This is a genomic window from Paenibacillus sp. RC73, from assembly GCF_044908085.1.
Classification (GTDB): Bacteria; Bacillota; Bacilli; order Paenibacillales; family Paenibacillaceae; genus Paenibacillus; species Paenibacillus terrae_A.
Genome location: NZ_JBIYCV010000005.1, coordinates 248,566 through 264,325 on the forward strand (window position 1 = coordinate 248,566; position 15,760 = coordinate 264,325).

General features: G+C 49.0%; 7 protein-coding genes. All 7 read right to left on the reverse strand.

From position 1 onward, the window contains the following. Positions 1-17: 17 nt before the first annotated feature. Positions 18-1,250: an aminopeptidase gene (locus ABH897_RS14280; RefSeq protein ID WP_283656004.1), complete on the reverse strand. Its 1,233-nt coding sequence runs from the start codon at positions 1,248-1,250 to the stop codon at positions 18-20. Positions 1,251-1,296: 46 nt separating this feature from the next. Next, positions 1,297-2,886 (reverse strand): acetate--CoA ligase, encoded by a 1,590-nt coding sequence (locus tag ABH897_RS14285; RefSeq protein WP_404580335.1) that lies wholly within the window; start codon positions 2,884-2,886, stop codon positions 1,297-1,299. A gap of 178 nt (positions 2,887-3,064) precedes the next feature. Beyond that, the gene (locus ABH897_RS14290; protein WP_283656002.1) at positions 3,065-4,168 is read right to left on the reverse strand and encodes a DNA alkylation repair protein; all 1,104 of its coding nucleotides are present in this window, start codon (positions 4,166-4,168) and stop codon (positions 3,065-3,067) included. Between the two features lie 238 nt (positions 4,169-4,406). Beyond that, entirely contained in the window at positions 4,407-10,541 is a 6,135-nt protein-coding gene (locus ABH897_RS14295; protein ID WP_404592256.1) for an aminotransferase class III-fold pyridoxal phosphate-dependent enzyme, read from the reverse strand. Then, complete coding sequence (gene fabD, locus ABH897_RS14300; protein WP_404592365.1) at positions 10,516-11,739, reverse strand: ACP S-malonyltransferase; 1,224 nt, start codon at positions 11,737-11,739, stop codon at positions 10,516-10,518. Before fabD ends, ABH897_RS14295 begins: the two co-directional genes overlap by 26 nt. Before the next feature lie 636 nt (positions 11,740-12,375). After that, positions 12,376-14,385, reverse strand: a complete 2,010-nt coding sequence (locus ABH897_RS14305) for a S9 family peptidase (protein ID WP_283656000.1) — start codon at positions 14,383-14,385, stop codon at positions 12,376-12,378. 231 nt (positions 14,386-14,616) lie between these two features. After that, the gene (locus ABH897_RS14310; RefSeq protein WP_404592258.1) at positions 14,617-15,735 is read right to left on the reverse strand and encodes an LLM class flavin-dependent oxidoreductase; all 1,119 of its coding nucleotides are present in this window, start codon (positions 15,733-15,735) and stop codon (positions 14,617-14,619) included. Positions 15,736-15,760 lie beyond the last annotated feature (25 nt).

Consider the following 15,760-nt stretch of genomic DNA (forward strand, 5'->3'; position numbering starts at 1 on the left):
CGAGATTGAGAAAAGGTTTAAATCGCCCAATTTCCTTTGCGGAACACAGCCTCTGTACTTCCGTCCTGCAGCTCGCCGTCAATATCCAGCTCAGCCGAGCCGATCATAAAGTCAACATGGGTCAGGCTGACATTGGCACCGTTCTGGAGCAGCTCTTCCCGGTTCATTTGTGTTCCTTTTTCGAGGTTAAACGGATACGCACTGCCGAGCGCCAAGTGACAGGAGGCATTTTCATCAATCCCTGTATTGTAAAAGATGCGATTGAGATTGGAAATCGGCGAATCGTGCGGCACCAGCGCGACTTCACCCAAATAGCTGGCCCCTTCATCCGTAGCCAGCAAATGAGTCAGATGTTGCTCGCCGGATTCCGCTGTATATTTGGTAACTTTGCCATCCTTAAAGGTAAATGTGATGCGATCCACCAGCTGTCCGTTCAAATTTAACGGCATCGTGCTGGTGACATAACCATTTACACCTGTACGTTTAGGCATTGTGAATACTTCTTCTGTCGGCATATTCGCCACAAAGTAGTCTCCACGCTCGTTTTCAGCACCACCGCTGCGCCAAATATGTCCGTCGGCCAGTTCGATTTTTAAATCTGTTCCGGGCGCGCGGTAGTGCAGGCTTTTATACTTTTTATGATTCAGCTTGTCTTGCAGCTGTTCGAGGTTTTTCAGATGATTCTGCCAATTCTGAACGGGATCGGAGCCATCCACACGGTTCATTTGGAAAATCGTTTCCCACATGACACGAATACGGTCCTCTTCCGCCACATCAGCAAACACTTTATCCGCCCAAGCCTTCGTGGGTGCTTTGATCAGACACCAGCTGATTTTATGATTTCGGGTATATTGGGAAAAGCCTTCTCTCGCCGTTACCGCCGCCTTCGTTGCACGCGATACTTTTTGCGGATCAATGCCTTGATACAGATCCGGGTTCGGCACCTTGATTGTTAGCGTGGCTCCACCCTCCTCGGCGAGTTTTTCCAGCATTTCTGCCTTCCAGGCCGGGTAGTAATCAAAGCTGGCTTCGTCACCATGCTCAAAACGGCTGCGCGTAATCTGATCGTCCTCGAACTCCACCTGCACATATTTGGCTCCTGCTTCATAGGCTTTGTTAACAATCAGCCGCGTAAATTCCACGGTTTCCAGTGGTGCAGTGACCAAAAACACCTGTCCGGGCTGGATGTTGACACCTACTTTTACGACCAGTTCTGCATATTGCTCCAGCAATGCTTCAAATGAACTCATTTCCCCACGCTCCTGTTCCGCATTTCATGATATTTACAATCTACAATTACAGTACAGACTGCTTCTCCAGTTCACGCAGCTCCACTCTTCTTATTTTACCCGAACTGGTTTTGGGAAGCTCCTGAATAAACTCTATTTTTCTTGGATACTTGTAAGGTGCTGTCGATGCTTTCACATGATGTTGCAGTTCCTTCACCAACTCAGGTGATCCTTCTACTCCGGCTTTGAGTACAACGTAGGCTTTTACAATATGTCCCCGGATTTCGTCAGGACTGGCTACGGCAGCACACTCCTGTACAGAGTCATGCTTCATGAGCGCTTCCTCCACTTCGAAGGGACCGATGGTATAACCGGAGCTAATAATGATATCGTCACCGCGTCCTTCAAACCAGAAGTATCCATCCTCGTCCTTGCGCGCCCGGTCTCCTGTAACAAAATAGTCTCCATGGACACTGACACCTTTGCGCTCTGGATCAAGGTAATACGTATGGAATAATGCCGGCAGATCAGCACGCACTGCAATATCGCCCACTTGACCCGGAGCCAGTGGAACACCGTCCTCGTCTACGATCTCAACCAGTCCCGGCGCAATAGATTTCCCCATTGAACCTGTGCGCAATGGCGCGTCCTTCAAATTACCGATAATCAAAGTGCTTTCCGTCTGGCCATAACCGTCACGAATCTTAATGTTGAACTGCTCCTGAAACTTGTTAATGACCTCCTGATTAAGAGGCTCTCCCGCAGAAACTGCGCTACGCAATTGGGACAGATCATATTGATCCAGACCATCCGTCTTCGCCATAATCCGGTATTCCGTTGGGGTACAGCATAACACTTGAATCCGGTATTGCTGTAAGAACTGCAAATAGCGACCCGGACGAAAAGAACCATTATATACGAATCCGGTGGCTCCATTTCCCAATACGGATAGAAACGGACTCCAAATCCATTTTTGCCATCCTGGCGCAGCTGTAGCCCATACCGTATCCGAGGCCTGGATATCCAGCCAAGGGGATGTAATCCGAAGATGGGCATATCCCCAGCCGTGGCTATGTACGACACCTTTAGGATTTCCCGTGGTACCGGAGGTATAGGCCAGAATTGCCATGTCATCCCGGTGCGTTTTCACAGCTTCAAAGGTATCTTCCTGTCCTGCCATCAGCTCATTCAGCGCCAGCCAGCCGGGTTCAGCTACCGTGTCGTCGCTGGAAACCGCGATACGGTAATCCAGGGAAGGCAAATCCCCGTCTACTTTGTTCACCTCACCTATTACTCCGGTCCAGGCAATCACCCCGCGCGCTTCCGAATGGCGAAGTCGATAGGCAATATCCTTGGCCCGAAGCATTTCGGAAGAAGGAATAACGGCAAGTCCCAGCTTTAAGCATGCCAGGTAAATCACATACGCAATAATTCGACGTGGTACTACGACCAGAACCCTGTCTCCTTTGTTAAATCCCAGTCCTGCGAGTCCTCCAGCGAGTCGATTAGCTTTTTTCAGCAGCTCCCCATAGGGGATTTCCTCGTAGTCTCCTGTTTCGCTTAACCACTTGAGTGCTGTTTTGCTAGCGTCATGATGCTCCATTTCCGAAGTCATATTGTAATATTCAGGCGCAAGCCATTGCTGTTGATTTGTCAAATTGTACATTCCCCTTTATACATAAGATGAGAGCCACGATCTAATCTTATTATAACACGTCTTAGTACCAGGTTCTAATACCAGACTCATTTTTTTGAAAAAAATAAAGTCCATAGAAGCGAACGACAAAAAGAAAGAGCCAGGTTTCAGACTCTTTCTCTCTGCTGCTATAAAGCTTTTAAAACTGGAGTTCCACTTCCGAAGATGCAGCTTCCTGTCCGTTCACAAGCAGTGTAATACGGTGTGCGCCTGGATAATGGCGGCGGGTCGTCAGGTCTGCGAAACGGTGTGTTCGCGTACCTGTAAGACGGGTTCCTCCGGGTACGTTTTTGTCGGAAAGCAAAAATAATTTACGCGAGACTTGTCCTCTTGCCTTCACAAAGTCGATGCCGTATTCGATGCGAACTCGCACTGGTTCACCTTCCCTAAGTTGAAGCGCATAGCTTAGCTCACAGCTATCACCGAGCTTTAACACAGCCGGATCGGCGGTAAAAGACGCTTCCGTAACTAACGGGGATCCGTTCGTTTCTTCGGCATAACCAAACAGCGCCATCGCCTCGGGGCTGGACTTGCGAATCAGGGTGCGGCAGCCGTGGCGTACAATCCAGTCGGTGTCGGGATGCGTACCTTTCCATCGTTGAGCTGTTGCAATGACTGCTTCGGGATGGTCCTTAGCGATGTCGTTCAGGTTGTTGGCTACACTTTTACGTACATACAGTGAGGGATCGGCTTTCAACAGTTCCAGCAAGGCCAATACAGGAGCGGGATCGCGCTTAAATATGGGCAACGCCTGCCCCCACGGCAGCCGTGGACGACAGCCTTCGCTGGAAAGACGGCGGACGTGCTCGCTCGGATGAACCGCCCAGACCGTCATCTGGCGCATCATCCGTTCCGGTTCGCGCAGCAGGAAGGGTCTCACGGCAAACTCCGCAGATGACTTCTGTGTGAAACGCTCCAGCGCTTCCATAGAGAGCGTCCAATGCTCCTCTCCCTGCCCATACACCTCCACAAAGTCAGGAAAAAATAAGTACGGGAAACCACTGCAATGCTCGTCTATAGCAAAAAGGACAGCCAAGGCTTCTTCATAACGACTGGGCAAGAACGTCCCCAATGTTAGTGAAATTCGCCGCATCCGTGCTTTTAGCTCCAGCTCATTCCACGATTCGTCCATGACCTGATGGATAAATCCCTGGGTATCAAACGAGCTATACGCCGTTTGTACTCTTTCACCGAAAAGGCGAAGAAAATCCTCTGTGTATATATTTTTTAAAGGTTCAGCCATCTTGTATCTCCTTTTGTATCCGAATGTAAACGATAGATTCATACCTTCGTCTATGATAACCATAAACAGCGCTCCAACACCAGCACCAAAATGATCTGTCTCGACGTGGAGAAGCCAGACATACTAAAAATGCCAGGCCCCGTGATGAGGACCTGACATTTTGTATGCGTGGCTTATAAATTGCGGGGAAGCACTCCCAGGGTGAAAAGTTTCTCATTCAGTTCTTTGGTGATCTTATTCAATGAGAGTCACTTCGTTCCGAGACAGAGGCAAACCAGAGCTGCTTTTGATCCGGAGTCAGCGCAATAACGGTTTCTGGAACGCCCACTGCTTCAGCCTCTGGAGGTACGGTTACAGGTAAAGGTTGCTTGCCCGGACCCGGGCCGTTTCCATTCGGGGGTGGGTCCGGTAAAAATCCCCCTTTGCGCAGCTCGTTCACGCTATCCTTGACCGCTTGTACGATTTGCGCAATATCTTCCTCCGTATGGGCAGTGGACAAGAAACAGTTTCGTCCCTCCCAGATATAGATGCCTTTTTCCAGCATGTGATAAAAGAACAATTCCAGATCGCCTTTGAGCACAAAGCGGAACAGGGAGCCAAAGTGAACGACCTTCATAGGTACGTGTTCGTCCGTGAAATAGCTGTTTAGCTCCGCTGCTAACGCCGAGGTGCGGCTGTTCAGGCGATTTTGCAGCTGCTCGCCGTTGCTCTCCAAATGATCCAGCACCGCTAAGGATGCAGCCATTGCCAGCGGATGATGGCAGAAGGTTCCCGCGACAAAGGTTCGCTGTTGCTCATGTTGTGGATAGGAATCGTCCCCGAAGCTCCACGTACCTCCGTCGATCCCGTTCATAAAGGCGGCTTTCCCGGCTACGATGCCGATCGGCATCCCTCCGCCAATGATTTTACCGTATGTCACAAGGTCGGCTTGCACACCAAACCAGGCTTGTGCCCCTCCCGGCTGAATCCGGAAGCCTGTAATTACCTCATCAAAAATGAAGGCAGTACCTGACTGCTCCGTCATCTGGCGAATGTCCTGCAAAAAGGCTTGAGGCTGAAAATCTGGCCGGCGGCTTTGCACCGGCTCCACGACAACCGCTGCCAGCTCATGCACATGGGTGCGGATGTAATCCAGGGATTCGTCCGCTCCATAATGAAGCACGACGATATCGTCCACCATATGCTGCAGGATACCTGGAGCGAGAGGTGTCGAATGCTCCTTGTTGTCACTCGCGCTCCCCAGCGCCAGCACCCCGTCAAATGTACCGTGATACGAGCCAGCAAAAATGACGACTTTAGCCCGTCCCGTGGCAGCACGTGCCAAACGGAGCGCGACCATGACAGCCTCCGTGCCGGAATTGTACAGCGCAATCCGTTCCACGCCGGTCATCTTGCAAATTTTCTCGGCGACCTGTCCAGCCATGTTGGACATCGGGCCGACACACATGCCGTTCTTCAGCTCTTCCTCCATTTTTTCACGAATAAAGGCTGGATTGTGTCCGAACAGATTCACGCCAAAGCCCATCGTCAAATCGACATATTCATTACCATCCAGATCCCAAATTTTAGACCCGTCTGCATGCTGAGATACGATTTGATACACCATTTCCTTCAAAACAGGCCGGAAACCAGCCACATTACGGTTATTGGCGTAAACGGAGCGATACTGCTGGGTGTACTGTTTAGTGCTACGCGTACGGGCCGTGTAGCGTTCAATCAGCTCTTGCAGATGTTGTTCCTGACGGAGCGAAAGCAATTCACGTGCTTTGACATCCAGCTTTTTATAAGGCACAAACGGCTTGGCTTCATTGCATGTCTTCTTGGGAATAGCCTGTACTGATGGAGCGGGTGCTAATGTGGCCGCGACTTCCTGCTTGGATTCGGTACGGATAATCTCCGTGCCTCCTCTACTTGCTGATGGCAAAACGCCGGATTCCGGGCTAAATGGCTCGGAAGCTATTACGGATGCAGATGGCTGATGCCGGAGAACATCAAGCTGCTGTGACATCAGATGTAGCTGTTGCTCCAAAATTCGCTCTACACCCGCAGGAGCTGTAGCGATTGGGAAACTTTGAGCCCGTGTTTGCCCAGCCGTATCTATACCATAAACGGATGCGGCAGCCGGAACGCCGGATTCATGAGACAGTTGGGTTAACGGGGAAGCTGCATGAACAGCCTGATTCAGAGTTGTTTCCGAATGATTTTCCACAGACTGAATCGGGGCTTCAGCAGAAGTGGAAATGCTCACCCGTTCGGCTACGTAGCTGGCTAACAGCTCCAGCGTGGTCAACGATTCGAAAAATTCGTTCATCGGAACGTCCAGTCCGAAGGTATCCTTGATGCTATGGCGAACCTGGGACAAATTAATGGAATCCAGCCCAAGCTCCAGAAAATGTGTTTGTGGCTCCAGTTCCTCCAGACTGAGCTGGGACACGTTACCGATCATTTTCGCTAACTTTTGAAGGATAGATGATTTGTACTGATCGGTAGCCGATGCTGACACCGAATACTCGTTCCCCATAATTCCAGTCTCCCTTACTGTTGAGTTTTCATGAATGGGTGCCTTCTGTTCCGTTCGAACCTGTTCGGGCACGTTAATCCAGCATCTTTTCCGTTCGAATGGATACGTAGGCAGAGAAACCTTTTTATAGTGCTTACCTGCATATAGGGCACTCCAATTGATCTGCGCTCCTTGCACATACTTGGCAGCCAGTTGCTCCAGTGATTGCAATGTGTCCAAGCTTCCAGTGACCGTCTCTGCGCCACCTGTGCTATCCGCTTTCCCGGTGTATACACCTTCGACGGCTCTGCCTTGTTCGTGCAACTGAAGCACCTTTGCTTTCAGCGCATCCGCTCCTGCGGCAGTCACCGCAATCCGGTGATTCAGGTGGCTTCTGCCAGTGTTAGCCGTATAGCATACATCCTTCATCACGAGTTCTTCCGGCCGTCTGAACCGTTCTGCGTACCGCCCGACCAGCTCGCGCAAAGCGGATTCACTCCGCGCTGACAGGGTCAGCAGCAGCGGTGATGATCCATTGTTGCTGCCCGTGGAGGATTTATCCGATTCCGTCTTTGCTATATATTCCTCCAGCACCACATGGCAGTTTGTCCCGCTGAATCCAAAGGAACTCAGCCCGCTTCTTCTCGGGAAGCCGTCCGTCTTCCATTCCCTCAGCTTCGTATTGGCATATACCGGAGATTCCTCGAAATGGATCTTCTGGTTTGGCGTGCGAAAATGAACGAGCGGCGCAATCTGTTGATGCTTCATGGACAGTACGGATTTGATCAAGCCCGCAATTCCGGCGGCTTCGTATAAATGGCCAATATTCGTTTTGACTGTGCTGATCGCCACAAATTGCTTGCGCTGTGTACGCTTGCGGAAAGCCTTGGTAATGCCGTCAATCTCGACCGGATCACCCAGCTTGGTCCCGGTGCCATGCGCTTCGATATAGCTCACCGTTTCGGGATCAATCTGTGCATCACGCCACGCCTGCGAAATCACTTCCGCTTGAGCCAGCGCATTCGGCGCTGAAATACCAATCGTACTGCCATCCTGATTGATTGCACTTCCCTTGATCACGGCTAAAATGTTGTCGCCATCTTGCTCCGCTTTGCGCAGAGACTTCAGGAAAACGGCTCCAACTCCTTCTCCCCAGCCCGTTCCGTCCGACTGGTCATCGAAGGCTCGTGCCCGATCATCGGAGGATTCCATGCCTATACCCGCTTTCAGCGGCAGCAAAATCGTCTTCACTCCACCTGCCAGTGCCATATCGCAGTCTCCATTGAGGATGGACTTGCAGGCCAGATGCACCGCCACGAGTGAGGAAGAGCATGCTGTATCAATCGTTAGCGCCGGGCCTTTTAGATCGAGCAAATATGCAATCCGACTGGAAATAATGGACGATAAATTACCAATGGCAAAGTTCGGCAGCGCGCCCGGTTCCACCTCGGACAACAAACGCTCATATTCGAAGCTGGTTTTGGAGAAGCCAACATACACGCCAACCTTTTGGCCTGCCAGCTGCTTGCCACCATACCCCGCATCCTCAATCGTGCTCCAGGCGGTTTGTAGAAATAACCGTTGATTCGGGTCCATTAGCGAGGCTTCCCGTGGTGTCAGCTTAAAGAAGGAGTAATCGAACTTGTCTACTTCGTCCAAATAGCCACCTTCTGCGATTTGCATATTCCGTCCTTCCGTATTCAGACGGGAAATGAAAGCTTCGGCATCTTTTCTTCTTTCATCGTTGTACGGACCGATATTGTCTGCCCCTGATGACACATTCGCCCAAAACTGCTCTAGTGTATCCGCTTGAGGAAACTTGCCGGACATGCCGATGATGGCGATATCCCGGTCATTCGCTTCCTCCTTGGCCTCGGGCTGTGTTGTTGCAGTCGCGTCGCTGCTTAGGCTTTGACTGGAGATATACGAAGCCAGCTTGGCGATGGTCGGATAGGAAAAGAAGTCCGTCACCTCAATATGAATCCCTAATTGGTCCTCCAACTGGTCCACAATTTGAACGAGCTGCAAGGAAGTCACTCCGATATCAAAGTAGCTGTCATCCGTTCCAATCGACTTTACATTTAAAATATCCTGGCAGATTCCAACCAGCTTTTGTTCTATTTCGCCTTGAGGCAGGACTATACGCTCAGCTGCTTGCGCGATTTGAGTAGCCTCGGCCAGTGATGTCAATATTTCATCAAATTCACCCTGTTCATAATTCTGGGCTAATATGAAGCGCTGAACCTTCCCGCTGGTTGTTTTAGGGATACGTCGAATCGGAACTACATCCTGAATATGCCAGCCTCCCCGGTAATTCAGATGGCTTTTCAGCTTTTGAACTAGCGGCACAAAATGCTCTATCTTTTTCGTGTGCATCACAAAAACAACAATACGATCCTGCCTGGTTTGCGCATCATGGACACCACACACCGCTACTTTTCCGAGATCCACGCCATCCAGCTCCTCGGCAGTTCTCTCGATGTCATGCGGATAAACGTTCTGTCCGTTCACGAAAATGATATCCTTGGCTCTACCAGTAATAACCAGGCGGCCATTTCTCATAAACCCTAAATCTCCGGTGATGAGCCAGCCATCCTCTGTTTTAACCTTCGCGGTAGCCTCGGGATTGTTGTAGTATCCAGCTGTCACATTTTTGCCGCGGATCTGTGTGTGTCCAATCACACCATCTTCCAACGCCCGATTTTGTTCATCGCAAATGCGGACAGAGGTACTGGCCATCGGATACCCTAAATCCACAAAAGTAAGACACCGCTTGTCGGACTTGTCTACTTCTTCAATGGGTTCACCTACGTGTAACTGCTGCCGATTCAAATAAAGCGGAATAAAGGTATCTTTGTCCAGAGGGGGAGTGGAAACACCCACGCTCGCCTCTGCCAATCCATAGACAGGAAACATCGCATTTTTATTCAAGCCGTGAACACTCATCGCATCCATAAACACATGGCAAAGCTCTACAGATATCGGCTCAGCCCCATTTAAAATCATACGTACACTTGACAAATCCCAGTTATCCGCTGTTTCAGGTTTGTACTGATCGAGAAAAAATTTATATCCGAAATTGGGAGAGCATATTTGAGTCACCTTATGCTCCGATACTTTTTTTAGCCATAAAGACGGGCGTCGGATAAAAAGTGCCGTCGGCATAATCAGCTGCTTGGCATTAGCGACCACACAGGTTAAATGAAAGGCGATCAATCCCAGATCATGCGTAAGCGGCATCCAACCCAAATAAGCATCCTTGGAGCTCATGCCCGTTTGATTTGCGACATCCCGAATATTGTAAACCAGATTTTCATGTGTCAGCATGACCCCTTTAGGATCACCTGTAGAGCCTGAGGAAAATTGGATAAAAGCCAAATCCTCCGGTTTGGATACATGAACTACACCTTTATTCAGACCGGAATAGTCGAATGTATGGCTTGAAAAAGTTGCTTTTTTAACAGGCTCAAAGGAATCCAGCAGTTCGTGCTGATGCGCGTACTTTTCCAGTTGTTCCAAAACCTTATCATCTGCAACCATATAAGGGCGGGAGAGCGTATTCCAGATTTTAAACAGTTTCATTTTATGTTCATCATTATTCCCGATACTTACAGGAACCGGAACGATTCCACCGAGCAGGCAGCCCCAAAATACATTCACAAAGGTATGATTGTCGTCGATCTGCATGATCAGCTCATCGCCAGGTTGTATCCCTTTTTCCTGTAATGCATGAAGCACCTGCGATGCTTGCTCCAGAAGTTTACTGTAGGACACATATTCCTCTTGCTTATCACCGGAAATAAAGGTGATCCCGTTCTCATCCCGGCTTGCACGGTCTTGAATGATTTCAATTAAAGTTTGAAACTGCTCCATCCTGATCCCTCCTTAATTGCTCTAGCATTACTTTCTGCTCTCCTTCGGAGACCCGTTTGGTTTGCAACACCAGGCGAATACACCCCAGTATTTCCTGTCTTTGCTCAGAAGCAGGTGGTGGACTGCTGCCTGATTCTGAGTTTCGCAATAATTCTTCCAGTCTCCGAACAGGTAAAATAACACCCTTTAGATACTCATCTTCATTCCAATTGGCATTGGGGGTAGACACCGCCAGTGACAGGGAACGGGCAACCCAATCACGGATCGAGAAACGGCGTTCCAGTTCAACGCGATCCAAGTCTCTGTCCAGAGACAGCACTTCGATGGTAGTGTTTATTTCCTTCGCTAAATTTTTCAACACCGTTCGCGGACCTAACTCGATGTTCTGCTTCACGCCATGATTCGCCATATACTGCATGGTTTGTATCCATCGAACCGGATGAGTCATTTGCAAAATCAATCCTTGACGGATGCTGTCTACATCAGGGTATGGCTGAGCGGTCACATTGGAGATCACGAGCCACTGCGGTTCATGGAAAGTGTATTTTTGCAGCTCGATGGTCAGCCTGTCCGCAGCATGCTGCATAAGCGGACTATGAAAAGGACCGCTGACCTGCAAGCGAGTAATTTGGGCCCCCCGCTGTTCTAACTTGCCAGCTACCACAGCTACCGACGTGTGATGACCAGAGACGACATACTGATTGGGCGAATTGTAACAGGCAATGACAGCAGGCTGATCGACTGTGGAGTGCAGACGACAGAATTCTTCCACGACGTTCAATTCAGCTCCGCGAATGGCAATCATGCTGCCCAGACCAGCCTCTGCGGCTGCTTCCATGAAGCGTCCCCGCTCTTGTACCAGTCGTAAAGCGTCGCCAAAGGATAGAACACCGCTACTTACCAGAGCTGAATATTCACCCAGGCTATGACCTGCTGAAAATTTCGGAATAATCCCGATTTCGTGCATATAACGTCGGAATGCAATGACGCTGATTGTAAGAAGTGCGGGCTGAGTATAGAATGTCTTGGATAATTGTGTGATCGGACCTGCCATGCATAAAGCTTTCAGATCATATCCCAAAATATCAGCAGCCTCTTCAAACAAGTGATCCGCTTCTGTAAAATCGCTATGCCATGCGGCTCCCATTCCTGCATACTGAGATCCTTGTCCCGGAAAAACCAAAGCCATTCGATTCAAATTCATACCAAACCCCTTTCCTCCCCACAAAGATGTGGCAAAACAAAAATGTTTTTACGATTCAGGTGTTAATGTATATATGTATGGAGATATGAAAATATGGAGATGGATACAGCAAACCATAACAAAGCAAAGTTGTAAGGTTGACAAAAAAAGCAATAAGCGACAATTTAAGATTTAATTTGGTGATTGAATTGCCAATCGTGGTATTATTGGAAATAAATTCAGGTGTGTGTGAAAAGCTTGGAAGTGTGAAAAGCTCGGAGTGGACTAAAGACTTAGGTTGGGACCTAAGAATCTAGTATCATAGATGAATGTGTCGAAAAAATACCGAAAACAACGCAATTTCATTCCAAAAGCAAGTATTAATTGTGAAATATTTTAATTATATAATAAATATGGACTCGAAAAAAGTCAATATTTTTTCAAATTCCTTTAATGGAAAAAAATAAATAAACAGAGATTAATATGGTTTTATAAACACAAAAGTAAATTAAAGTATGAATTTATAATGTGTAAGTATATTATACATACAAACAATACCCTCTTTTGTATGAAAATCAGGCATTGTTTGTAATTTTTTGATGAATTTTCGTAAAAATTTCTGTGTCGTAAGTGCAAGAAACAGATGACGTGTTATATCTGGTGCTTGACAAACCAATTTGTAATGCGTTGCAGTCGTTCCACACGAAGCTGCGGATGCCCTTTTCGTGAAAGCTCATGGCTTGAGCCTGGAAAACGAACAAATTGCGTGGATTTACCCAATCGCCGTAGTGCTGTAAATAGCTGCTCTCCCTGCTCAATGGGACAACGAAGATCCTGCTCCCCGTGCAAAATAAGCAGTGGTGTATTTATTTGCTTAACATATGCCAGTGGAGATTGTCTCCATAAGACCTCGAAATCGTCCCAAGGATTGCCGCCGACCTCGTCTTCTGTAAATGAGTAGCCAATGTCGCTCACGCCATACATGGATAGCCAGTTGGATATGGAGCGCTGGGTCACGGCTGCACGGAAACGGTCTGTGTGACCGACAATCCAGTTAGTCATAAAGCCTCCGTAGCTCCCCCCCGTAACACCTAGTCGTTCTGGATGAATGAATGGAAACTGCCGAATGGCCTCATCGACCGCACTCAGCAAGTCCGTGTAATCTCGTCCGCCGTACTCGCCAAGAACGACATTGGTAAAAGACTGGCCATACCCTCTGCTTCCCCCCGGATTTGTGTAAATGACCGCATATCCCTGCGCTGCTAGCAACTGAAACTCATGAAAAAAAGAGTGGGAATACATCGCATGGGGACCGCCATGGATTTCCAAAATGGCGGGATAGGTAACTCCCTTCGCAAAACCGACTGGCTTCATCACCCATCCCTGGACCCTCCGACCATCCTCGACCTCAGTCCAGAAGCTCTCAGGCACACTTAACCTGATCTCTTCCAGCAGCAAGTCATTCACCTGCGTCAGTCGTTCCTCTGTCCCGGAAGAGATCGCAATTCGAAACAAATCGCCTGGCAATGTCACGTGAGTTGAAGCTGCAATGATATGCTGCTCATCCGGGGTGAGCGTGAACTGATAAATTTCTCTGTCTCCCTGCGTCAAAACTGTAAAGCTTCCATCAAGTGCAAACTGATATACATGCACATTTCCTTCACGGGTTACAAGCGTATACAGGGATTGACCGTCCATACTAAAACGTGGTGGCCCTACATGAAGGTGTGAGCGCATATCGCTCATACCCGCGTTACCGAGGTGTGCGTCCAGCGTTTCACTAATGCATACTGCCGAGCCACCACTCGAAGGGAGGATGTATAATCGGGTCTGGGTCGCGCCTTTAGCATGTCGATCATGTCCGTAAAAGGCAATCGTTGAACCATCGGGAGAGTATTCAGCACTCTCGATTTGCAGCTCGGAGCAGGTTAGCTTCCGCGGTGCTTCCGCATTTCCTTTTGAAATAGCAGGAGCTATCGTAAACAAATCATTTTGCTTGCGTAAATCCGTATCCTCTTCTGAATGCTCCGCTATTCTGGCCACGAATAAAATAAGTTTGCCATCCGGCGACCAGACAGGTTCCGCGACGTCATACGCGCCGAACGTCAGTTGGACGGTGTCCCCTGAATTTACATCAGTCACATATAAGTGATTACGTGTATCATCCCATAGCCCGTAGCCATCTGACTTGGCTTTTGTTCGGTTAACGACCTGTCCTTTCGGCTGCACTGATGTCGGGGATGACAGACTCTCTGTGGTTTTTGCGACAAAGGATATGTAGAATCCGTCCGGTGACCAAGCCAATGAATGAACGCCTTTCTCTGCCCATGTAAGCTGCCGAGCCTCTCCTCCGCTAGCTGGAATGATCCATACCTGACGCTTACCTTCCAGCGTACGGAGAAAAGCAAGCTGTGATCCGTCAGGTGACCAGACAGGTGATTCGTCTTTCGGCCCATATGTGAAGGGCAACGGCTCGGAATTTTCTGATGGCAAAAGCCAAATGTCAGAATTATAGTCTATCCGATCTTCATTAATATACTGCTCTACGTAAGCGACTGCACCGTTACCTGGATGGACAGCAGGATCGCTGATCCACCGAAGTTGATATAAATCCTCTGCTGTTATATGGCGTTTAGCTATACTGGATTGCGGGTCGCTCAAAACAATTCCTCCTCCAATCATCAGATCTCTATAAGATTCGAAATATATTAATCCGATGAAATTTGTAAGTTTTAAATGGTATTAAAATCACGTTACTCTTTCTACTTGTCTCTGTCAATTTACTTTTTCATGTATTTCCAATACAAAAACCCTATCTCTCTGGTCGCCACAGACCTGAAAGCCTCCTAAATCGGAGGCTTTTTATGAGATAAGGTGATTGAACAGTCACATCTATAGTTGAAAAATAGGAGATATGGGTGGCGCATCATTTTTTACAGGGATAATCGACCTGCTTCCGTCATCCAGATTCGGCCCATGCTGCCAAATCGTGCTCGGAATTTCCTGCCGCAGCACCGGTATGATATTCTCGCTAAACCGATGTAGCTGTTCGAGCTGCTCCTGCTCACCCAGCCCGTCCACGCTGATGCTGAGTACCTGGTGACCAAACGCGGTATGATAGTTCCGTATTTTTTCAAGAACGCTCTCCGCAGAGCCGATCAGAACAGGACCGTTACGAATATTATCCTCCAGACTCGTGAAGGGCGACTGATTGTGCTGAGCTGCCGCTGTCGAGTGGTAGGCATCATAATAAGGACGATACCGTCGAATCGCTTCCTCATCCGTATCTGCCAGATACAGACTCCCTGCTCCGGCACCAATCACAGCCTGAGACGGATCATGCCCGTAATAAGCCAGCCGTTCCCGGTAATGATCAATGAGCGCTTTATACTTGGCCTGCGGGTGGAAAGAATTCGAGGAAAATATCGGCTCCCCGTATTGCGCAGCCAGCTCGGTCGATCGTGTACTGGAAGCACTGCCATGCCAGATGGGAATCTGCTGCTGATACGGCCGTGGCTGTGTCGTGACTTGATGCAACGGTGGACGATAGCTTCCTTCCCACGTCACCTCTTCTTCGCTCCACAGCCGTTTGAGCAGACGATAGCGCTCAGCAAGCGAGTCCCACTGTTCTTCCTCTGTAATTCCAAATAACGGATAATGGCGCGGATCATTGCCTTTCCCAATAATAATCTCTAATCTTCCACCCGATAAATGATCCAACGTCGCATAGTCTTCTGCCACGCGCACCGGGTCCAGCACGCTAAGCACCGTCACCATAGTCAGCAGACGAATCCGTTCGGTTCTCGCCGCAATAGCGGTCAGCACGAGCGGGGGTGAGGATGACAGAAAAGGCGCACCGTGCCGCTCCCCCACACCGTATGCATCAAAACCAAGCTCCTCTGCGAGAACAGCCTGATTGATTACATTTTGGAATTTTTGCTGCGAGCTCCAGGTTTCCCCGGTAATCGCATTAGGCAGATTAGCCATCAGACTGAATAACACAAACTTCATTTCAAGAAAGCCCCTTTCGGAGAAT

Excerpts from the sequence above, each read along its gene's own strand:
- ABH897_RS14280 (WP_283656004.1), bottom strand. The coding sequence starts at position 1,250 with ATGAGTTCATTTGAAGCATTGCTGGAGCAATATGCAGAACTGGTCGTA.
- ABH897_RS14290 (WP_283656002.1), bottom strand. The coding sequence starts at position 4,168 with ATGGCTGAACCTTTAAAAAATATATACACAGAGGATTTTCTTCGCCTT.
- ABH897_RS14295 (WP_404592256.1), bottom strand. The coding sequence starts at position 10,541 with ATGGAGCAGTTTCAAACTTTAATTGAAATCATTCAAGACCGTGCAAGC.
- ABH897_RS14310 (WP_404592258.1), bottom strand. The coding sequence starts at position 15,735 with ATGAAGTTTGTGTTATTCAGTCTGATGGCTAATCTGCCTAATGCGATT.